This is a genomic window from Tyzzerella sp. An114, assembly GCF_002161055.1.
Lineage (GTDB): Bacteria > Bacillota > Clostridia > Lachnospirales > Anaerotignaceae > Fimicola > Fimicola cottocaccae.
Map to the genome: position 1 here is coordinate 1 of NZ_NFLT01000023.1, position 21,060 is coordinate 21,060.

The following is a 21,060-nucleotide window of genomic DNA, read 5'->3' on the forward strand; positions in this document are numbered from 1 at the left end:
GATGAAAGTATATTGTTTATAGAATAAAGATGTTTTAATTTATAGGAATCTTCGATAGAAATATGTATTTTTAGTTCTAATAAAGATAAAAAAGAATAATAACAAATTTCTTCTTTATTTCAAAATTTGAAAAATGATTTAGTGAAATCATTATCATAATAACAATATTTTTTTTAGAAAGATTGTATTACATCTAAATTATCAAGTAAACATTTAAAAGCTGTAGATGTTTACTAAGAACTGTTATTAGAATGAAAAATAAGATTTTAAGTTTATCTTTTTTATTGAAAGCTGATAAAAAAGCATTAATAATAAGTTTAGAATCTATCTTTGTGCTTATTACATAAGAAATAACTTTGTGTGAAAATAAATCAATTACAATAGGAATATAAGTAATACCACTTATCCAAACTGTATTTGAAATGTTAACAGAAAAGTTTCTGTTAAGTATATTTTTATCAGATTGATTAGAATTAGTATTAATATAATTATAATATTTCTGTTTAACAGTAGATATTTTAGAAAGAGACATAGATTTCATAAGTCTGTAAACTCTACTGAGGCTTATATTAAATCCATATTCAATTTTCAAAACAGCATATATTTTATAAACACCAAGATGCTTTTTAGTAGCTGGATAAATAGAAAGAATGGCAGAACGAAGGTTTTGATTTTAAAGAGACTTTTTAGAAGGAGCAGAGTTAAAATGTTTATAGTAAGTGCTTCTTTAACCTTAAGTACAAAAATTAAAATTTTAATATAATGCTGAAATCTTAGAGAATAAACAGCATTTAATATTTCTGAGAGTAAGGAATGTATATGGCAATAAGATATTGAAAGAAACCAAAATCGAAAGTGTTTTTGCGAAGCAAAAATTATGAGTTTTTTAAAATTAAATTTTCCTTCTTAAGAAGAGTATTTCTTTTCTGAAGCTCTTTGATTTGTTTAGCAGAGATGATAGAGTTATTATCAAGTTTTACTCTAGAAAACTGTTTAATCTATCTAGTAATAGCAGAAATAGAGACACCATATTCTCTAGAAAGCTGAAATTGAAATTTACCAGCTTGAGATAAAGGAATAATACTTTTTTTAAATTCATCATAATATTTAGGTTTCATAAAAATACAAAAGGAGGTTCTATTATGTCAAGGAGTAACGAATATACTGTTTTTCATATTATAAATATGGAAATTAGAAAAGTTTTAGAACCTAAAAAACGTTCTGTATATAAAAATGCAGGAGAATATTTGTTATCATTTTATGGTTGGTTGGATGACTTTTCGAAAAATGCTATTCGTCTTAAAGAAGATTATCCTGAGGCTTGGAAAAATTATTTTCGTGCTTCATACAATGATGGTCTAATTATGTTAAATGATAACTTAGTACCTGATAATAATAACTATATTTTTGATGCTAAATTTAACAAAAGAAGGGTAAATGGAAAAGAACGTTGTAAGGCAACAAATGATTCTAAAACAAGACATAAAGCTGTTGTTGCTCTTAAGAAAAATTTATCGAAAATATGCGGGAAAAATATAAAAACTATTGTTCATAATATGATAAACAATGCTATTAATCAATTAGAAAAAAAAGGATCTGTTTATAATGTTTTTATTGAGCATGCTAATGAACTTAGAGAGTATAGCAGAAATGCCAATACAGATGATGAACTTTTAGATGTATTAGCGGCTTTATTGATTTATGCACAAACACAAATGCTTCCAGAAGAACCTCCTATAAGTATAGACTCACAGCCAGACTACAATATTTTTATGTCATCAAAAGGTAATATCCAGGATATAATACCTCTTGAGAAACGTTGTGGAGGAGCACGTATAATAACTATAGTAAATTTTGCAGGTACTGGATTAATTGCTGGCCCAATTATTACGCCAGAAGTGCGTGGAGAATGGAAACATTTTTTCTATAATATTCCTTTTGGAGGAACAAAATTACGAATTGTATTAGTTGATCCAACATCAAATGCTTGTAAAGATGCGATAGATTATAAGATGCGTCCACTTACTATGAATAAAGATTGTCCAATAGAAAATATTATACCTAAAAATTTAGCTACACTTAAAGAATATATAATAAGTTACCCAAATGCTGACGTTGATGTATATTTAACAAAAGTAGCACTTCCTTGTGCTTATATGAAATCTGAGTTTGACGATGAAACAAAAGATAATATTAAGATAGATCTTTATCTTCCAAGCTTTGGAGAATATTCGGATGGTATTCTTCAAGAATCTTGGCAATGTGATGATCAACTTCGTCAAAGTTTTATGATATATCGTAAATATCAAAAAGAACTTTATGAAGTGTTTAGTAACAATATAGAAGAAATTATAAAACATAGTCATCCTGCATTTGAATTTGAAAAGGAGTAATTTTATATGTTTACAGAAAAAGAACTTTTTGTATTAAGAAATGAAGAGATTGAAGAAGCTACAGAAAAAGACTATCGTCAATATTTTTGTGGAAACTTAAAAAGACCACAGCTATTACCTTTTATAAAAATATCTGGTCTGGAAATTGGCATTTCTAACTATCATCAAAAATCTCACGATAAACCACATTTTCATACTAAAACTCCAGATATGGTCTATATTTTAGAGGGTGAATTTTCTGTTCGTATTTTAGAAACAGGAGAAATAATTAATCTTAAAGCAGGAGATTTTATTTCTATACCTCCAAATGTTCCTTATGCGTCACGTTGTAAAGCTGGAACAAAGACATTATTTATTAAAAAATTACAGGAAAATGATAAAGTCGAAGTACCAATTACTTCTGAAGTTTCTATATGGCTTAATGAAGAAATTTAATTTTTATGTAAAATATATCATAACTATTATAAATATAAAATAGTAGTTTAATTAATATATACAAGTATAAATGACTGATGATTTGAATACCTGTCATAATATAATTATTAAAGATAGCCACTTTAAGTGGCTATTTTTTTTATTTTATTTTTCTATACTATAAATAAATTATTTTATGATACTTTTATTGATTGTTTTCTGGATATTACATATATTATATCTGAATTTTCATTTTTTAATTGAATAAAACGAGGGAGAAATGAGGGAGAATTTAAAGAGTTATTTAGGATAAAATGGGGAGTTATAAGGATAGTATTTCCTGCAAATATTCTTCTATGAAAATTTATAGTTTTAATTTACAATTAAGTTACAGAAAACAAATAATTAATTTATTAATTATAAAGAGATTTTGTCATAAAAAATTATTTTAATTAAAAATGATGAGGAATTATAAAATTGTTTTCAAAAACAATTTTTATAATTATATATGATAACAGGTCTTCTTTTTGAGCATTAATAAGTAACTGTTTGTCTATATCACATTCAATTAACAGAAACTAAATAAAAATGTAAAATTAAAAAAGGAGGAATTTTTATGAAAAAATCAAGCAAAATATTTAGTTTAATTTTAGTTTTTGTTTTAACATTGAATTCATTTATCTTTAGTAGTTATGCTGCTACAAAGTACACAGAATCTCAGTTTAAAACAATAGAACAGCATTTTGATCAACATCCATATGTCTTAAAGAAAAATTTTTATGGAAATGCAACAAATACAGGTCGAATAATAACACGAGATTTGCAAAACTTATATAATGCTTTAGGATACAATGTGGATGTAGATAGCTTATGGGGGTTCCAAATGGAAAAAACTACCAAAGAAATACAAAGGAAGCTTGGCTTAAAGGTAGACGGTATAGTGGGAAATGACACATTTAACGCGTTGATGAAATACTCAAGAAAAACTTTACTTGATAAAAATAGAGTGATAGAAGATGGTAATTACAGTATATCTCCCAAATGTGCACCAGAGTTAGTTGCAGACGTTTCAAATGCATCTATAAATAATTCTGCTAATATACAGTTGTATACTCCTAATGGGACAGAAGCACAGATAGTAAAAGTAGAGTATATTGGTGATGGATGGTATAAATTTATATTTGCTTGTTCAAACAAAGTATTAGATGTTGCAGGTGGAAGTTCTAAAAGTGGTACAAATGTACAACAATATGAATGGAATAATACATCAGCACAATATTGGAAAATAGTTTCAGCAGGTGATGGATACTATTATATTATTAACAAATCAGGTAATAAATATTTGGACGTTCAAAATGGTGCAGACACTCCGGGAGCAAATGTTTGGGTATATAATGAAAACAAAACAGATGCTCAAAAGTGGAAATTTAATAAAATTACAAATACACAAAATGCATCTTTTTCATCTGAACTTTTAAATTTAGCCACAGCTCAAAATGGTCAAAACTATAAAAGATATGGTGGAAGTAGTTCTACACCATGGTGTGGATATTATGTAAGATGGCTTTTAAAAAATTCTCTTAATAAAGTTGAAATAAACTATAAAGAAGTTATACCATATAATTCATTAGCTGGTGCAATAAGTACGTTTAATGCATATAGATCTAATGAATATGGTAAATATTATAATTTGACGTCATGGAGTTATAATGGTACATATGCTTCAAAAAATTCAACAAATAATGATTATACTCCTAAACCAGGTGATATTCTTTTAGTAGAAACAAATGGTGATATAAAAGATGGACCTGACCATTTAGCTATTGTTGTAAAAACAAATAGTGATGGAACATTTGTTACATCAGAAGGTAATACAGGAAGTGGAACAAATTCTACTCGTACAGTTAAGAATTATACATATAAAAAATCAGATGGAACTTGGCAAAGAAGTAATTGTTCTGGAGTATATGGTAAAGTTCATGTAATCTGTACTTTAAATATAAATTAAATTTTAGTTAAATATAAATTTTTTAACATAATTGAACCTAAGTCAATATAGTGGATACCAAAAGTGTGACTGTTATGTAGCACCGACTGCAGCCTAATGAACTGCATTTAGTATCTGACAATTAAGTGTTTCCCTATGTCATACTATTTATATCGTCATTATGTGGTTGGACTAAGGATGACGAAAATCGAGTTTTTTCGACAGTAAAAAAGAAAAACAATACAGTATTTTATAAAAGCGATTTCATGAAAATGAGGTCGCTTTTCTTTTGTTTTTTAATAGATTTTTTATTTAAAAACAGTATTATATTTATTATAAATTGCTATTTCATAAGAAGAGTGATAGTGCCATACTTATTTTACAATCCAGTATGTCGACAATATAAAACGGATTAGAATATGTATACTTTATAAAATAAAGTAAGAGATTATGTATCATGCAAAAAGGAATGCCTGAAAGTGAAAAAAAGCTGAAAGTTGCTGCGTATTGCCGTGTCAGTATAACCAAAATGGAACAAGAGTCAAGTTATAAAATACAGGTTGAGTTATTCAAAGAAGTCATTTCACATCACCCAGATTAGGAAATGACAGAAATTTATTCCATTATGGTATAACAGGGACAAGCTGTGAAAATTGTAAAATATATTTTTCAGAGATATTTAGAAGGACAAAGTATAAATGGAATATCAAAAAAGTTGGAGAATAAAGGCTATCTTACCATTCGAGGAAACAAAAGTTGGAGATTTGCTACGGTAAGAAATATTTTGGAAAATGGAAAATATATTGGAGATGTATTGTAACAGAAAACATTATTGTTGATTTTTTAAGTGGTAAAAGAGGAACAAATGATGGAGTTTTGCCAAAGTATTATGTGCAGGAGGACTATGAGCCCATTATCTCTCGTGAGGATTTTTACAGGGTAAAGGAAGAAAAACAAAGAAGAGCTGAGTTAAGGAAAGGAATAGAGGACAATATTGGCTGGAATTCAAAATATAGTGTAAAATATGTTTTGACCAATGTTTTGTTTTGTGGTGAATGTGACAGACCATATCGTAGGCAGGTGTGGAAAACAAAAGCAGTATGGAGATGTAGCAATAGACTGAAAAATGTAACCATATACTTTAAAAATTCTTCTACTATCAATGAAAAGGATTTGCATGAATGTATTCTGTGAGCAATTAACTTTGTTGTAGAAAATGAAAAAGATTTTCCGAATATTCTAAAATATGATTTTTTATTAGAACTGAAAAAATACAAATTTCAAAATATAGATTATAGTAAATAAATTGAGAAATTAAAAGTAAAGTTAATAAAGCTTCTTAAATCAAAAGAAAGTATTAACAGGTATAAAAAGCTGTTTGGAGAAATATTCTAAAAATTGAATTAGCTAGAAGAAGCAAAAAAGTCAAAAAATAATACTGATGAAAGAAAACATGTAGAAAGTTTAATGGATAAAAATTTAGATTTGGCAAATCTGCTGCGGATTGAGGAATATAATGATACGCTTGTGAGGCGTTTGGTTAGCTCCATTAAGATAAATATTGATGTAAGTTTGAAAATAAAGTTTAAGGTGGGGATGGTAGTGAAGGAAAAATGCAGGATTAGGTGAAAAACTTTTACTGTATAAAAAAGAATGAGAGGGTACGTAATAAAGTTCTATAGAATGCTAATTCTGGAGTATTAAAGAAGAATGATATAGAAAAATTTTGAGGCTATTTTAAAGTTGAAAACTACTATCAACAATTGTATAAAACTTTTTGTTTTTTATCAAGATATATGATAAAATAATGAATATAGATTAAGATAGAGTATATTTATGCATATACAATTTGTACCATTTGACATTTCGTTTATTCTATATAGAGGGAATTATTTTAGGTGAAAAGTAAATTATAAAAAAGAGAAATGCGATATCATATATCAAAAAACAATAAAAGAAAAGATCCATGCCTAATATGTTGAGATTGTATTTATACCACGGATTTTCAAATGAATTTGTTTGTTTTATAGGTTGCCAGGTATGAAAGAGATGAATAGAATGATGTAATTAGAAATTGGATGAGAAACCAAAATATCATAGAGTTTCTTGGTTTATGGGGAAGTCTCCATAATCTAATTTCTAAACCCGTCAAATTTGATGGGTTTAGAAATCAAGGTGAACTAAATGCCTTTACTATGTTACCTATGAAATTGATTTTGTAAGTAAGTGCTATTTGCATTGTATTGAAGTAGGGGTGATGGGGTGGGACTTTTACATATTCAGCCTTTACCTTTGAATTTGCTTCGTGGATTTCTGTTGAATTCAAATTGTATATTGTCAAAGATTACAATCGCCTGAAATCAGATGAGAACAGTCGTTTATCTCTGAATTGGAATTTGAATCGAGAGGATGTAAAGTTGAATTACTGCATTCATACGTACGCATCAAGCAAAACTTAATTCTGTTAGAATTAACACATAAACAGATTGTCTATACGTATGCGAATGAAGTAGATTTGAATATAGGTCTATTTGATCAGATAGCAAAGCATTGGATAGATGTTAATCTATTTAAGAAGGGAACATTAGAGATGAGGCAATCCAGTAGCTTTTGGTATTGGCGAATGTGGAAAGTTATAATGCGATTTTGATCGAATGAGGGAAGGCTCAATCAGAAAGATTGGTTCTTTTATATTATTAAGCGGTAAAGTAGCTTGAAACAATAGAATCTTTGAGTGTGCAGTATTTATCTCAAATTTAAAGTGATGATAAACTAATATGAGTATCAAATAAAGTATATTCTAGTATAAGTATATATTTGAGTAATCTAAAACACAATATTAAAAGGTTAATATTTATATATAGTGAAAAAATCTCATTGCCTTTTTTCATTTCTGAAAATCGACAAAAAAGAGATAGTCAAAAAATGGAGTGGTTCAGAAGATTTTTCTGAAATGCTTGTTGATATCTTAATTCGGGCAGATAATCCTATAACCCTAATCTCAACTTCAAGCTTAAAGAGTTGCTATATATGTTCAGCAAATCAAAGCATATGGAATAGGTGATACTGATAACACGTTGAGGTGGAGAGACAAAAAATGAGAATTAAACCACAAGATATTATAGTTTAGAGACAAAAATAGGATTATTTTTATCACAAAAAACGCTAGTTTTTTGCCTATGAAAAATGAATTTTAGACAGATGACATAGAGAAAATCGAGAAAGACAGCGAGAGAAAATGCTCGTTACCTTTGTTATTCTGAAAATAACTTGAAATAATTACAGAGAATAGAAAGAAGTTTGTTTTTGCAAAATGAAAAGAAGGTAATCAAAGAGAAAAATAGATTTCATGAAAGAATTAAAAAAGCATAGGATTTGGCTAGTTGTGTCAGCAGGGGCAAGAACACACCTAGTGCCGCCTGTTCTAATAGGTGGGATAGTGGATAGTTGCAGGATAAGGCAATTTGAAGTGAATTTGCCCTGATTTTGTGCAAAGGAAGATGTGGTGAAGTGAATAACAGAATGAATGAGGAGTCTTTTAGTGTTGAATTGGTTACAGGTGCTTTTTAATAAGAGGGATTTATAGCTTATGCATATCAATTATAGGATTTATAATTATACTATGCTGATAGAGGTGGAAAATGATAATATCGGATATGATCAGAGAATTGTGTAACAGAATGAATATCAGCCTTGCGAATTTATGTAGACGGATTGTACAGACTCCGCAGAATTTTAATAAGAAGCTGCAGCGTTGTGCCGTTTTTTCAGAGAAAATGGCGAAAATTACGGAGATGTTAGATGTTGGATACGATAGGCATTTGTATTGCCGAGTGGGGTGAAAATAAATGGTTTCAAATTTGTATAAATTGAGATAGGTATAGTCTTAAAAAATTATGCCAGAGAGGAAACGATATGTTGGATAAGCAAGCAAAGAATAAAGAAGTTAAGGTTGAAGAAATAGTGGTGGACACAAGTTCTGGTAGCATGTCCTACAATCGTTTTGAAATGCAATTAAGCCAGACGTTACACATGGCAATAGAGATCTTTGACAATTTAGATTATTTGTTTGTATTGGATTATTATGACGACATAACTATATTTGATAAAGAAAGTGAACCTGAAGCTGTCAGTTATTTTCAGATGAAAACAAATGAAGAGAGTATTAGTATTAATACAGCAATAACAAAAGACTGGCTAGTTAAAATGTATACTCAATTAGAAAATACAGATTGGCTTGTCAAAGAATTGGGGTTAATAACAAATTGTCCATTAGTAGTTTCTATTACAACAAAAAAGGATAATGGAAAGAATGGAAAGGAAAGAAAACTTTTCACTTCAGAAAAAACATCTTTTATGGAATTTAATCCAGTAACAATAAGTAAAATTAAAGAAGATATTGCTAAGAAAAAAGGAATAGATGTAGATAGTGTGGATTTAAGCAAATTTTTTCATATTAGGACAACTCTTTCGATTCCAAGACATAGAGAAATTGTAGAGCAAGAAATGGGGGAATTTTTACACAGTAAATATCCAAGGATTACTATGGATTCGGTAAAAGCCATTTTTGGTACAATGATGGACATCTTGACAAGAAGGCAACAATATGAATTGTTAGATGATTCAGCCTCTTTTTTGGAAGTCAGAAATAAAAAGGGAGTATCCAAGAGAGACTTTGAACGAGTTATTGAAGAAGCGATGCTGATTTCAATTCCTACTTTTGAAGAAATATTGAGAGTAATTAGTTTTCAGGAGTATGATAAGTATAAAGCATCATACGAATATACATTGATATTGTCAGATGTGCAGATAAAATCGGAAACATTTACAAGTCTGTTTACAAAAGTTAGAACAATGATGAAAGAGAATCCGAGAGTAGCAGAAAAATCACTTAAACAATACTCGGAAGAGTTATGTAAGAAGATATATTCTGTTCATCCTGATATTGAACTCATATATAATAAAACATACATATCAATATTAATAGCGAGTATTACAATTAGTGAGATGAGGAGATCATAATGAAGGAGATGTATTTTGATAATATATTAATTGCAGATATTGTAGAAAAGACAGCACGTTTTAATCGATTTGAAAAAGGGTTTAATGTTATAACAAGCCAAGATAATCATGTTGGAAAATCATCTCTTTTGAAATCATTATATTACACTTTAGGTGCGGATGTACACTTTGATAATGTATGGAATAAAAACACCAAGATTTATGTAGTAGAATTCTACGTTGATAAAATAAAATACAGAGTGGTAAGGTGGAAAAAAGCATTTGTTCTTTTTAGAGGAACAGAACTTATTTTGACAACTAAAAGTGTGTCTCATGATTTGGCTAAAGAGTTTGAAAGAATATTTTCTTTTGCTGTCTATATGGCAAACAAGAAAACAAATAAAATTGAATTAGCACCACCAGCATTTACTTTTATGCCATACTATATTGATCAAGACAGAGGATGGAGTAGTTTGTATGAGAGTTTTTACAATATAGATCAATATAAAAAGCCTGACCGAATTAAATCTCTCTACTATCATTTGGGAATATATACACGTTCAACGGTGGAATTAATGGCTAAAAAAGATGTCCTAAAAGATAAGATTGAACAGTTAAAAGTAGAGGAAGAGAAAATTAGAATTACTATAGACTCGCTATATAAAGAAATCCAGAATTTGGTTCCTGCGGATAACATCGAGGAATTAGAAAGAAATTTGATTATCCCTAAAGAACGGATTGCATTATTGGTAAGCAGAATTGGAAAAACCAGAAATAAAATTCAAAGTTTGGAAACTGCGTTATATCAACATGAACATCAATTAGAAGTTATACAAGAATACAGAAAAATTAAAGATGGCGTTAATATTGGTGAAGATCAAGGAAATATACATATATGCCCCAAATGTGGATATTCCTTTGATGAGGAAATATATAGCATTGTTCGTTCAAATTATAATCTTCAAAACGAAGGTTATATGTATAAACAGATTGAACAAATAATATCTTCGATAGCATCGGAGTTAGAAGAGCATAAAGAAAATTATGTTAGCTTGATGGAGGAACTCGTGAAGCAGGAACAAGCATATGATGAAAAACAAGATTCGTATAAAGTGTATTTGCGTCAGAGGGGATTACAAGATTCTGTTAAGCATTTTACAAAACAACTTAAAGAGAATGTTTATGAACAGGAGGAGCATGGGAAGAAAATTAAGGAGATAGATAAAGAACTTAGAAAGTTACCTAATAAAAAAGAGATTGAGAAAAATTATATTGAAAATGTTCGTCTTAATATTATGAAGTTAGACGCATGGAATTCAGCATATGAAGGAAATATAAAATTGCTTAAACCAATAGAAGCACAAGGCACTTTGGAAAATAAAATCATCTTAGCACAGATGATAGGTTTGTTCCAAACGATGCAATATTTTAAGACAAATACAATATTATTCCCATTAGTTGTGGATTCACCTCGTGCGAAAGAGGCCAGCCATAAAAGTAGCAAGGATATCTTAAAATTGATTTTTGAAATGGATAATTTACCACAAGTTATTCTGGCTACGATGGACTATAGTGATTTTGAGAGTGAGATGAAGACAAGGGCTAAAGTTACAGTGCTTTCCGAGAAAAGAAAACTGCTTAATGGGAACACATATAGTGAATACCAAAGTGTGATAGAAGAATTACAAGAGTTATTAAGCAGTTTTTAAAAGTACATACCAAGTAAATATATTTTTGCCCTGTGAAAACTGCATTTTGACAGATGATATACACCATTTTCAAAACATAAAGCAGAATGCCCTGTGGCGTTCAAATTTGGTACAAACGATGGATGTTAGAAGATAAGAGAACTGTTCCTATAGTTAGCACCTTGCAGAAATGCGGGGTGTTTTCTGTTATGAAAGGTTCATAAACGGCTTATATGGATAGTGTCAAGGTTTTTTCGCAATAATTAAATCTAATCGTTTGGTAGACGACAGTTAATCGGTTATGATATTAGACAGCAGCTCATCCTCTGTTTGGAAAAGATGATACATCCTAATGTGGAGAATGGTTCCCCAGTATGTTATTGCAATATGGCACTGTCTGGTGCATACGAGTATCAAAGATCTCTGTCTATTGGGAAAAGCACCGTTTTCTTTTGTTCGGTGTTTAATCTCACTATTAAGACGCTGAATGGTGTTGTTTGTTAAAATACGAGTCCAATTCTGAGTAGGAAAATTCATATAGGTTAAGGTTTCTTCAATATCATCTTAACCTTTTGTGTAGCATTCGCCAGTTTCCTAGCTTTCAGATTTTCAGCTATCTGTATTGCCTTTTTACGGGCTGTTTCCTTGCTTTCCTGAGAATGGATGACTTTTTAGCATGACTGCTACATCCTTCATTTTTTAGAGTGTTACGTAAAAGATGTTACTGTAAAAATGTACAGTATTGGTATCTGGCATATGGAAAGAATTCAAGAATGGTATCTAGCATACCGAGATTTTTATCGCCGATAATCAAACTTACACCAGTAAGCCCTTGTTATTTCAGCAACACCAAGGGTTTCTCGGCAGCCATTTTGGCTGACACCGATTGGAAACATTGTGGATTTTGCCACTATAAACTGTGTTTAGGTAAACACTATCTACATAAACATAGGGATATTCCTCGGAAAGTGGACGTGTATGCCAGGTTTCAATATACTAATATGTCTTTTTATTCAGGTTACTGATTGTTTCAGGAGATACTTTCGTCTCCATAAAGCTTCGGCGATAACTTCTACATGATGGACGAAGACACCCTGCTAGATACATTTCTAAATATGAGCCTCTCCACGCTTGAACAGATAAGAGGTAATACAAAAAGATTAACATACATAGCAAAAAGAAAAAAATCTGAAATGGTAAGAGCAAATATCCATTCCAGATTTTTTTGTTTCTACTATTTTATGATATAGAAAATAATAATTTTTTGAAAAATAACCCTACACCAAGGGATAAGTGTTTTTATATGTCATACTATTTATATCGTCATGATGGGATGAGTAGTCAAATGTGATGACATGGAAAAAATTAGGCAAAAATTCGATTTCAAGCGATGTGGTTTTAAATTCACGTCGCTTTTTTTGTACCTTAAAACATATGTAAAAATTTAACAAATTCATTTTATAACCATTTTTTAAAAAATATTTCGCAAATTATGACGAAAAATAACAATTATAATAACAATAGGTAATTAGATTTTATTTTATAAAATAAAATCTTAATATGAGTGATTTTTATATACTCGTAACATAAGGGGGATGAGTAACTAAAATTTATTTTAGAGTAGTACTTAAATTGTACTACTTTTATTTCATTAACAGATGAAAAAATAGAAAAATATAAAGATATGAGCCATAAGAATTTATACAAGATAAAATTAAAGAAATAAAAATAGTTTAATTTAGTATTTTTACTTTATATGAATTCAGTATAGTTGTAAAGTATATTTAATCGATATATAATTAATATATTTAATGCTTGGAGGAAATGTAACATGTTTTCTTATGAAGAAATACAGAAATATAACGAAACAGATATTCATATTTACAAATACATAATTTCAAATATTGATAAAATACAGTATATGACAATAAGAGAGCTTGCAAAAGAAATTCGAGTATCTACTTCAACAATATTACGCTTTTGCAATAAAAATAACTTTGAAAAGTACTCTGATTTTAAATGTGCTGTTAAAAAAGAAATGGTTTTACAAAATCCCTATCCACCTATGGAAGACTTACAAGAAATTTCGAATTTTTTTGCAAGAGCAAATTCAAGTGCATTTGAAGAAAAATTATTATTTGCCATTAATGTTCTTAGAAAAGCTGATATGATAATTTTTATAGGTATGGGTTCATCTGGAACGTTGGCAAAATATGGAGCTAGATATTTTTCGAATATGGGACATTTTGCTATAGGACTTGAAGATGCCCTTTATCCCATAGAAACATTTAGATGGAAGAATACTGTTGTAATAGCTTTTTCAGAAAGTGGTGAAACTGAAAGATTAATTGAAGCAATAAATCAGTTTAAAAAACAGAAATGTTGTGTTTTAAGTATTACTAATTCTCCTTTATCAACTTTGGCAAAATTATCAGATTGGAATTTTTCTTATAACTTAAATACAAAGCGTATTAACGGAGGATATAATGGAACTACACAAATTCCGGTTATTTTTGTTATTGAATGTCTTGCAAAAAGAATATAAATGAAACAGCCTGTTACTTTATTAGTAACAGGTTTTTTTATATTATAAAACTGGAGGTGATAATATGACTGAATTAGAAAAATGTATGATGGGAGAATATTATAATTGTCATGATAAAATTTTTCTGGATTTTAAAAGTCATGCAAGAAAATTGTTATTAAGGTATAATACTCTTGCCTATGAAGAAATGGAATTAAAGAGAGTTATTTTAAAAGAATTATTTGGAGAAATTGGAACTAAAGTATCTGTTGCATCACCATTTATATGTGATTATGGGCGAAATATTTATATTGGTAATAATGTATCAATTAATATGAATTGTACTTTTGTAGACTGCAATAAAATTATTATTGGTGATGATGTTCTTATCGCTTCAAATGTTCAGCTTTATACTGCAACACACCCTATTGATTTAGCCGAAAGATATGTAAAAAATTTGGAGACAGGACAATTAATGCGACGTACTTATGCATTACCAATAAAAATTGGAAATGGCTGTTGGATAGGTGGAGGTGTTATTGTACTTCCTGGAGTAAAAATAGGTGATGGCTCTGTTATAGGAGCTGGAAGTGTTGTAACAAAAGATATACCAGAAAATTCATTGGCAGTAGGTAATCCTTGTCGTGTAATTAGAAAGATTAATGGAGAATATATATAATGTTTAAAGTAGTTGCTTTTGATATGGATGGTACAATAGCCGACACTATTCCAATGTGTATAGAGGCTTTTAAAAATAGTGTGTCTCCCTATACAAACCATGAACTTAGTGAAGAGGAAATTGTGAACACATTTGGTCTTAATGAAGTTGGTATGGTTAAATCTGTTGTTAGTCAAAATTGGAAATCTGCTATTAATGATTTTTATTATCAATATGAATATTTACATAATAATGTAACCGAGGTATTTGACGGTATATTAAATCTTTTTGAATTATTAAAATATAAAAAAATTATTGTAGCTTTAATTACTGGAAAAGGGGAAAGAAGTTGTGCAATAACTTTAGAAAAATTGGGTATATCCAAAGTATTTGACGATATATTATATGGGTCTGAAATATCACCAAATAAAAAACAAAATATAGAGTATATTTTAAAAAAATATAATATTTCTAAAGATGAATTTTGTTATATAGGAGATACTGTTCAGGATATAAAGATTTGCCAAGAGGTAGGTGTATATTGTTTTTCAGCAGCATGGCAGAAAACTAGTAATGTTGTCGCTTTAGAAAAAGAAAATCCTTATTATGTTTTTAGGAATGTAAAAGATTTGTATAAATATTTTAAATAGATATAATAAAAAAGAATTATGAGTACTATTAGAAGTCGAGATATCTCGGCTTCTATTTTTATAAATAATTAGTGCTTTATAATTATTGACGATAAACTACAATATGTAGTATAATAATAACGACAAGATGTAGTAAAAGGAGGCAAGTATGAAGATAAGTATTAGTGATTCTGAAATGAAGGTTATGGAAAAAATATGGGAGTGTGGAGAAATGATTGCTGTCGCCGATGTAGTAACATCTTTGAATAAAGATGGAAAAACTTGGACACATCAGACAGTTGGAACATTTTTAAAAAGGTTAGAAACAAAAGGTATGGTAGCTTCATCAAAAAAAGGAAAAAGTCTATATTATTTTCCGTTATTAAGTAAAGAAGAATTTTATTCAAAAGAGGCAGAAAATTTTTTGCAATCAAAATTTAAAGGTTCTTTGAAAAACTTTTTATCTGCATTTTCAAGTGGAAAAAAATTAAGTGAAGATGAAATAAAAGATTTGAAGGATTGGTTCAATGATATTAATCATAAATAGAGTTTTTATATGCATATTATTACTTTCCATAAGTGGTTGTATTGCAAGCGGTATATATTTATTTTTAGAAAAATTTTTATATAAAATAACATCTGCAAGGTTCATGGTTTTTATCAATACAATAATTTTATTTTCATTTGTAATCCCATTTTATTATCTGATTTCTGTTATAGATAGTAGTGAAAGCAGTTTTGTTAACTATGATTTAGTTATTTTTAATGGTCAAGGTTTATATAATAATACAGTCTCTTCTGTGCTAGATGTATTTCCGTATATACAATATATAGATGATATATGGTTTATTGGCATGATAATTTGTATTATAGGAAAATTTATTATGTATCTTTATACAATAAAAAGAGTAAAACAGAAAAGTTTTATAATACAAAGCGATTCTTGGATATCTGCCTTTGAAAAAGTAAAAGGTGATTGTATAAAACAAAATATTTCGTTAGTAGGAAGTTGTTATACAAGGACACCGTATACAATAGGAATATACAAGAAATATATCGTCATTCCTACAATTATGATAAATATTTTAGATGAAGAAGAAATTGATTTTGTTTTAAGACATGAGTATTATCATGCGTCGCAAAATGATGTAGCAAGAAAAGTTTTTATAACTATTCTGAGTTGTTTAAATTGGTTTCATCCGCTATTTTATTTATTAAGAGAAAATCTTTTTACTTGGATGGAAATTGCATGTGATGAAGTAGTAGTGGTAAATTTTGATAAACGACAAAAGACAAAATATGCAAATTTAATTATTCAGTCATTAGAGCTGGAAAATACTCGTAATAAAAATGATTTTTATTGGGTATGTTACAATGGAAATCATATAAAAAATTATAAAAGGAGGATTTTAGAGATTATGCGTGAGAAGAAAAGAAAGGTATTGTGTGGAAAGGTTTTTGTATCAGCACTAGCAGTATTTTCGTTAACTTGTAGTAATATAGTTGCAAAAGCAGCAGATATACCAGTGAATAAATTGTTTTCAGAAAATATTTCAGTAGTAAATGAAGATGAAACAGAATTTTTATTTAGTACAAAAGAATTTAAAACAGAATTAGTTGAAGATAAAATAATAGAGTCTGAAAAGAATTTTGAGAAAGTTAAATATGAAATTAATGAAAATGTTACATATGAATTTATTTTTGAAAATGAAATAGTTGATGTTATGGAACATAATATTGAACCGAATCATATGCATACAATAGTTGATGGTGTTCTTAAGGTTCACAAAAAACATAGTGATGGTTCTTGTACAACAACATATTATGAAGGAAGACAATGTACTGGTTGTGGAGCTACTTGGAAGGGAGATGTTATTAAGACTGTAACAGAGAATCCTTGTATGCACTAGTAAGCATATAAATATAACTGATTTTGATAAATAATAAAGATGTAGAATTATAAATAATCAATGCAAAAAAGGTGATAGAAGAGAATATTCTAAATGAATAAGCAAAATATATGAATAATAAAAACCTATTTCAAATAGAATATGAAATAATTATATTATAAAAAATAATGATAAAGTAAATCTGAATTAAAGTAAAATTTGTATTTTGGAATAAGGAGGATAAGTTATGAAAAATTTATTTAGAAAATTTATTGGTATTTTAGTTGTATCACTTCTTATAATTAGCTCTATAAATAGTGTATTTGCTGAACAGAAAGATCAAGTTTATAGCCAAGAAAACTACACTAAAATAATAGAGTCTCTTAGCAAAGAATATGGTCTTGAAATAAGAGCTGGTAAGCCAGAAAATATTGATAATGATAATATACAAGTATTAGAAAATAAAACAAGAGATAATAAACAGCTCACTCCAGAAGAATTTGAGGAGTTTATGAGGGAAGAGTTAGAAAAAATTTCTGACCATAATCAAAAAGTAAAAGAAAAATATGAAGAAACAGGGGATAGTTTTGAAGATGCAAAATGGTTTCCTTGTGACACAAATAGTAATATGACACGAATTAAATCTTGTATAATTGATAAAAAATATGAAAATGGTCTAAATGATAATACAGTGAAAGGACATTTAGAAGGTATAATTGATGATGATAATGGTTATTGGACTTTTGTGCAAGTAGATGACACTTCTGCTAATTGGATGACATGGAATAGCCTCTATAAATCACAAACATATACTAATAAATTTATTGATGCTCGCAGAACAAGTGCAGTAACTTATAATGGATATGTTTACTATAGTACAGGTGACTTTACAGTATATAATGTTAAAGAATATGTAGAGTATTATGCTTCAGAGGGTGTATAATTTTTTATATGAAGCAAGCAGTATTCAAGAACCTATAACTATTTTAAAAATTTGATAAATTGTTTAAATCGAATCTGTTAAGTTAATATGAAAATAAGAATGCTGTAATAGACCATGGTGTTTGAATTACTACATTATATAGACATAACTCATCACTATCTGTTTTAGTAGAATAGTCTATTTATAGAGGACAAGTATCAATATTACTTAGTTATATTCTTATTTTATCTATTTTTTCTTCTTGTTCTCAAAAAAGAAAACGTATTGGAACAGGTTAATTCCATAGATACATTGGATGGAACAGAAAATATATCGAAAGATTCTTTAGAATTGCTTGATATTCAAAGCGATGACGATACAATTATATTGGCAACATCATATATCGAAAGATTATATGGAGTTATAACAACAGACTTAAAAAACTGCAGAATATAATCAGAATAGCGATATTCAGCCAAATGGTTGGTTTATGCGAGTGTTTGATTCTAATTGGGATTATGCAGTTTGGATTCAACCTGAATCTAACCGAATAAAGGTTAGCAGAGGAAGTTCCATGTATCCGCTAACTACAGTTTCAGATGATTTAATGAAAGAAATAAAAAAGGATGATACATGGATTGAAAATGCAAAGAAAGTTATTTTGGATAATTTAGATGAAAACCAAGAAATTAAAAGTATAGACTTTAAAGATCAGGATAACCAATCTGTTTCTACAGTAGATATAGCAGCTGAGATGGAAGATGGTAGAACATACACACTTTCCTATTATTCTGATGGACTTTTAAAAGATGCGGTGTGGTATGAAAAGTGAAAAGAATTAAGTATATTTTTATACTATTATTTGAAAAATAAGAACGGATAAAAATATTGAAGATTAAAGAAAAAATCATGAATGAAAAATCAGAACAGTGCTATCAAAATAAAATAAGTTTCAAACATGAGCATTACTAAATTATATTAATGAATTAAATAAAAAACTATATTTATAGTTATAGAGTTAGAAAAAGTCCCAAGCAAATGCTTGGGACTTTTTTATATCTTACTATACTAATGATTATTTAGATAATGGAAAATGATGATATATTAAAAATAATAAGAAATATATAAATGAAAAGAAATATCTCATTTGACTTTACTAAAAAGATTAAAGAAAAGTTGCTATCAGTTTTTAAATTGTAGATTTATTATATTTATTTCCAATCAGCTATCCATTTATTTTGTGTTATAAGTTATATTTACTTTATATTTTTTATTTTTAAATATGACAATGGTTCTTTTTTTAATTCACTTTCTTTTATATTGGCAACAAATTTATTATCAATATATATTTCATATGTGCCGTTATTATTTAATATATAAGAATTTTCAGGATTTATAGAATATGCGTTTGGTTCAGTACATTCATATGCAGGCTGGATTATATATATATTTGAAATAATAAATAAAATAAATATTGATATATATAATATAATATCAAATTTTTTATTTCTGTAACTTTTTGTTGCAATATTAAATCTTTGCTCTATATTACTCGTATTTTTATTTTTGAAGAATACAATATTATTTAATCTCTCAAATGTATTATTTAATAAATATTTATTTGAAAGCTGATATTTTAAAACTGTCATAATAGATTCTAAATATTTTATTTTTTCATTTTCAGTTTTATCTGATATAACTTTATTATCACATCTTATTTCTAACATATGAATTAAATTTGTTTTTAATATATGTATAAAAGGATTGAACCAAAATATGGAACAAATAATATGCATAAACAATTTAATCCAAATATCCCTATTTAAAAAATGATAATATTCATGAGAAAGTATATAATACAACTCTTCATCTGAAAAGTGGAATTTTGGAAGATAAATTTTTGGAGTAAAAAATCCATAAACCATTGGTGATGGTATAAAATCAAGCTCAAATATTGAAGTTTTATAAACTTTATTTGAATTTGAAATAACATTATTTAATATTTTAATTGTATTGGGATTTTTAATAGGCTTACTATTCTTAAGAACACTTTTTAACTTTATTAATTCTTTTATATAAGCAAATATACAAATTATTGTGCCTGATATCCATATACAAATAAATATATTTAATATGGAAAATTTATAATCATATATTATAAATATTGTTTTATTGAATAAATCAATAATATTAGGAAAAATATTATAAGACCTAATTACTATCATATGATTTGTTTCAAACATAAAAATTAATCTTATTATGCAGATTATTATTAAAAAAATCAGAGGTTTAAAACTGAATAAAGATATAAATTTATTCTGATTTTTAAGTATTGATAAAATGATTATAAAAATATTTGACCATATTAAAGCTGTAATAAATGAGAATACAGATAAACTCATTTTAATTCCCTTCTTTTATCATCAAGTATCTTTTCTAATGTGTTAATAGTTTCATTATCTATATCTTCTGTGTTAACTAATGAAGAAACAAAATTTATTAGTGATGATAATTTTGAATTTTTATATGAATTACTGTTTTTAAATTGCATTACATAGTACTCTTCTTCTGTAAAGCAGGGCGAAAATGTGCGTCCATAATTTTTACCGGTTTTAACAAATCCGTCAACATATATAGTTTCTTTTTCAAGTAATTGGTTTAATAAAATGTGTATAGAGCTTGCTTTCCAAGAACGCTCTTTTGATAGGTTTATAATGTCAGCACGGGAAAGAGGTCTTTTTTCAGACCACATAATGTTCATAATTTCAAGTTCATTTTTTGTTAGTTTTATATTTTTATCCATTATATAAACACCTTTCAAATAATTTAATCAATTTTAATATATCATTATAATATTATTCAGTCAATAAAAATAAATACTATAATATATTATTATATATAAATATTTTTTATATTAATATATTTAATACTATATTGATAAGTTATATTTAATAT

The 21,060-nt window shown here is 27.8% G+C and carries 19 protein-coding genes and 1 pseudogene; 16 read left to right on the plus strand and 4 right to left on the minus strand.

What is annotated here, in order from left to right; all coding sequences use genetic code 11:
- Positions 1–193 precede the first annotated feature (193 nt).
- A pseudogene (locus B5E58_RS11930) lies at positions 194–655 on the minus strand (IS3 family transposase); the annotation flags it as partial.
- A gap of 487 nt (positions 656–1,142) precedes the next feature.
- Here B5E58_RS11930 and B5E58_RS11935 point away from each other — a divergent pair.
- From B5E58_RS11935 to B5E58_RS11975, 8 genes are all read left to right on the plus strand, one after another.
- Positions 1,143–2,393 carry a hypothetical protein gene (locus B5E58_RS11935; protein ID WP_088109886.1) on the plus strand — a complete coding sequence of 417 codons (1,251 nt, stop codon included), beginning with the start codon at positions 1,143–1,145 and terminating at the stop codon, positions 2,391–2,393.
- Positions 2,394–2,399: 6 nt separating this feature from the next.
- Positions 2,400–2,828 carry a cupin domain-containing protein gene (locus B5E58_RS11940; protein ID WP_088109887.1) on the plus strand — a complete coding sequence of 143 codons (429 nt, stop codon included), beginning with the start codon at positions 2,400–2,402 and terminating at the stop codon, positions 2,826–2,828.
- Positions 2,829–3,423: 595 nt separating this feature from the next.
- Positions 3,424–4,815, plus strand: a complete 1,392-nt coding sequence (locus tag B5E58_RS11945; RefSeq protein WP_088109888.1) for an RICIN domain-containing protein — start codon at positions 3,424–3,426, stop codon at positions 4,813–4,815.
- A gap of 436 nt (positions 4,816–5,251) precedes the next feature.
- Positions 5,252–5,395 (plus strand): hypothetical protein, encoded by a 144-nt coding sequence (locus B5E58_RS13525; protein ID WP_158097754.1) that lies wholly within the window; start codon positions 5,252–5,254, stop codon positions 5,393–5,395.
- 45 nt (positions 5,396–5,440) lie between these two features.
- A complete protein-coding gene (locus B5E58_RS14040) occupies positions 5,441–5,614 on the plus strand; it encodes a recombinase family protein (protein ID WP_088109889.1) in 174 nt (57 codons plus the stop codon).
- The gene (locus tag B5E58_RS11955; protein WP_088109890.1) at positions 5,551–5,988 is read left to right on the plus strand and encodes a zinc ribbon domain-containing protein; all 438 of its coding nucleotides are present in this window, start codon (positions 5,551–5,553) and stop codon (positions 5,986–5,988) included. The genes B5E58_RS14040 and B5E58_RS11955 overlap by 64 nt, the downstream gene beginning before the upstream one ends.
- A gap of 2,721 nt (positions 5,989–8,709) precedes the next feature.
- Positions 8,710–9,816, plus strand: a complete 1,107-nt coding sequence (locus B5E58_RS11970; RefSeq protein WP_088109891.1) for a dsDNA nuclease domain-containing protein — start codon at positions 8,710–8,712, stop codon at positions 9,814–9,816.
- Positions 9,816–11,504: a hypothetical protein gene (locus B5E58_RS11975; protein WP_088109892.1), complete on the plus strand. Its 1,689-nt coding sequence runs from the start codon at positions 9,816–9,818 to the stop codon at positions 11,502–11,504. The genes B5E58_RS11970 and B5E58_RS11975 overlap by 1 nt, the downstream gene beginning before the upstream one ends.
- Before the next feature lie 270 nt (positions 11,505–11,774).
- Here B5E58_RS11975 and B5E58_RS14045 read toward each other — a convergent pair whose 3' ends face one another.
- A complete protein-coding gene (locus B5E58_RS14045; RefSeq protein WP_443080080.1) occupies positions 11,775–12,041 on the minus strand; it encodes a transposase in 267 nt (88 codons plus the stop codon).
- A 1,273-nt stretch (positions 12,042–13,314) separates the two neighbouring features.
- Here B5E58_RS14045 and B5E58_RS11985 point away from each other — a divergent pair.
- The 8 genes from B5E58_RS11985 (at position 13,315) to B5E58_RS12015 (ending at position 18,937) form a co-directional block, all read left to right on the plus strand.
- Positions 13,315–14,028 carry a MurR/RpiR family transcriptional regulator gene (locus tag B5E58_RS11985; RefSeq protein WP_088109894.1) on the plus strand — a complete coding sequence of 238 codons (714 nt, stop codon included), beginning with the start codon at positions 13,315–13,317 and terminating at the stop codon, positions 14,026–14,028.
- Between the two features lie 64 nt (positions 14,029–14,092).
- The gene (locus B5E58_RS11990; protein ID WP_088109895.1) at positions 14,093–14,686 is read left to right on the plus strand and encodes a sugar O-acetyltransferase; all 594 of its coding nucleotides are present in this window, start codon (positions 14,093–14,095) and stop codon (positions 14,684–14,686) included.
- Positions 14,686–15,315: an HAD family hydrolase gene (locus tag B5E58_RS11995; RefSeq protein WP_088109896.1), complete on the plus strand. Its 630-nt coding sequence runs from the start codon at positions 14,686–14,688 to the stop codon at positions 15,313–15,315. The genes B5E58_RS11990 and B5E58_RS11995 overlap by 1 nt, the downstream gene beginning before the upstream one ends.
- Positions 15,316–15,463: 148 nt before the next feature.
- Positions 15,464–15,841 carry a BlaI/MecI/CopY family transcriptional regulator gene (locus B5E58_RS12000; protein ID WP_088109897.1) on the plus strand — a complete coding sequence of 126 codons (378 nt, stop codon included), beginning with the start codon at positions 15,464–15,466 and terminating at the stop codon, positions 15,839–15,841.
- Entirely contained in the window at positions 15,822–17,204 is a 1,383-nt protein-coding gene (locus B5E58_RS12005; protein WP_088109898.1) for a M56 family metallopeptidase, read from the plus strand. Before B5E58_RS12000 ends, B5E58_RS12005 begins: the two co-directional genes overlap by 20 nt.
- A 226-nt stretch (positions 17,205–17,430) precedes the next feature.
- Positions 17,431–18,126 (plus strand): hypothetical protein, encoded by a 696-nt coding sequence (locus B5E58_RS12010; protein WP_088109899.1) that lies wholly within the window; start codon positions 17,431–17,433, stop codon positions 18,124–18,126.
- A gap of 291 nt (positions 18,127–18,417) precedes the next feature.
- On the plus strand, positions 18,418–18,561 hold the full coding sequence (locus B5E58_RS13530; protein ID WP_158097755.1) for a hypothetical protein: 144 nt from the start codon (positions 18,418–18,420) through the stop codon (positions 18,559–18,561).
- 118 nt (positions 18,562–18,679) lie between these two features.
- Positions 18,680–18,937, plus strand: a complete 258-nt coding sequence (locus B5E58_RS12015; protein ID WP_143597267.1) for a hypothetical protein — start codon at positions 18,680–18,682, stop codon at positions 18,935–18,937.
- Between the two features lie 424 nt (positions 18,938–19,361).
- Here B5E58_RS12015 and B5E58_RS12020 read toward each other — a convergent pair whose 3' ends face one another.
- Positions 19,362–20,507 carry a M56 family metallopeptidase gene (locus B5E58_RS12020; RefSeq protein ID WP_088109901.1) on the minus strand — a complete coding sequence of 382 codons (1,146 nt, stop codon included), beginning with the start codon at positions 20,505–20,507 and terminating at the stop codon, positions 19,362–19,364.
- Positions 20,504–20,908, minus strand: coding sequence for a BlaI/MecI/CopY family transcriptional regulator (locus B5E58_RS12025; protein WP_088109902.1), 405 nt, complete (start codon positions 20,906–20,908; stop codon positions 20,504–20,506). The genes B5E58_RS12020 and B5E58_RS12025 overlap by 4 nt, the downstream gene beginning before the upstream one ends.
- Between the last annotated feature and the right edge of the window lie 152 nt (positions 20,909–21,060).

Coding starts and splice junctions, on each gene's coding strand:
- B5E58_RS13525 (WP_158097754.1), top strand. CDS start 5,252: ATGCAAAAAGGAATGCCTGAAAGTGAAAAAAAGCTGAAAGTTGCTGCG.
- B5E58_RS11995 (WP_088109896.1), top strand. CDS start 14,686: ATGTTTAAAGTAGTTGCTTTTGATATGGATGGTACAATAGCCGACACT.
- B5E58_RS12005 (WP_088109898.1), top strand. CDS start 15,822: ATGATATTAATCATAAATAGAGTTTTTATATGCATATTATTACTTTCC.
- B5E58_RS11935 (WP_088109886.1), top strand. CDS start 1,143: ATGTCAAGGAGTAACGAATATACTGTTTTTCATATTATAAATATGGAA.
- B5E58_RS11985 (WP_088109894.1), top strand. CDS start 13,315: ATGTTTTCTTATGAAGAAATACAGAAATATAACGAAACAGATATTCAT.
- B5E58_RS11975 (WP_088109892.1), top strand. CDS start 9,816: ATGAAGGAGATGTATTTTGATAATATATTAATTGCAGATATTGTAGAA.
- B5E58_RS12000 (WP_088109897.1), top strand. CDS start 15,464: ATGAAGATAAGTATTAGTGATTCTGAAATGAAGGTTATGGAAAAAATA.
- B5E58_RS12020 (WP_088109901.1), bottom strand. CDS start 20,507: ATGAGTTTATCTGTATTCTCATTTATTACAGCTTTAATATGGTCAAAT.
- B5E58_RS12015 (WP_143597267.1), top strand. CDS start 18,680: ATGTATCCGCTAACTACAGTTTCAGATGATTTAATGAAAGAAATAAAA.
- B5E58_RS11970 (WP_088109891.1), top strand. CDS start 8,710: ATGTTGGATAAGCAAGCAAAGAATAAAGAAGTTAAGGTTGAAGAAATA.
- B5E58_RS11990 (WP_088109895.1), top strand. CDS start 14,093: ATGACTGAATTAGAAAAATGTATGATGGGAGAATATTATAATTGTCAT.
- B5E58_RS11945 (WP_088109888.1), top strand. CDS start 3,424: ATGAAAAAATCAAGCAAAATATTTAGTTTAATTTTAGTTTTTGTTTTA.
- B5E58_RS12025 (WP_088109902.1), bottom strand. CDS start 20,908: ATGGATAAAAATATAAAACTAACAAAAAATGAACTTGAAATTATGAAC.
- B5E58_RS12010 (WP_088109899.1), top strand. CDS start 17,431: ATGAAAAATTTATTTAGAAAATTTATTGGTATTTTAGTTGTATCACTT.
- B5E58_RS11940 (WP_088109887.1), top strand. CDS start 2,400: ATGTTTACAGAAAAAGAACTTTTTGTATTAAGAAATGAAGAGATTGAA.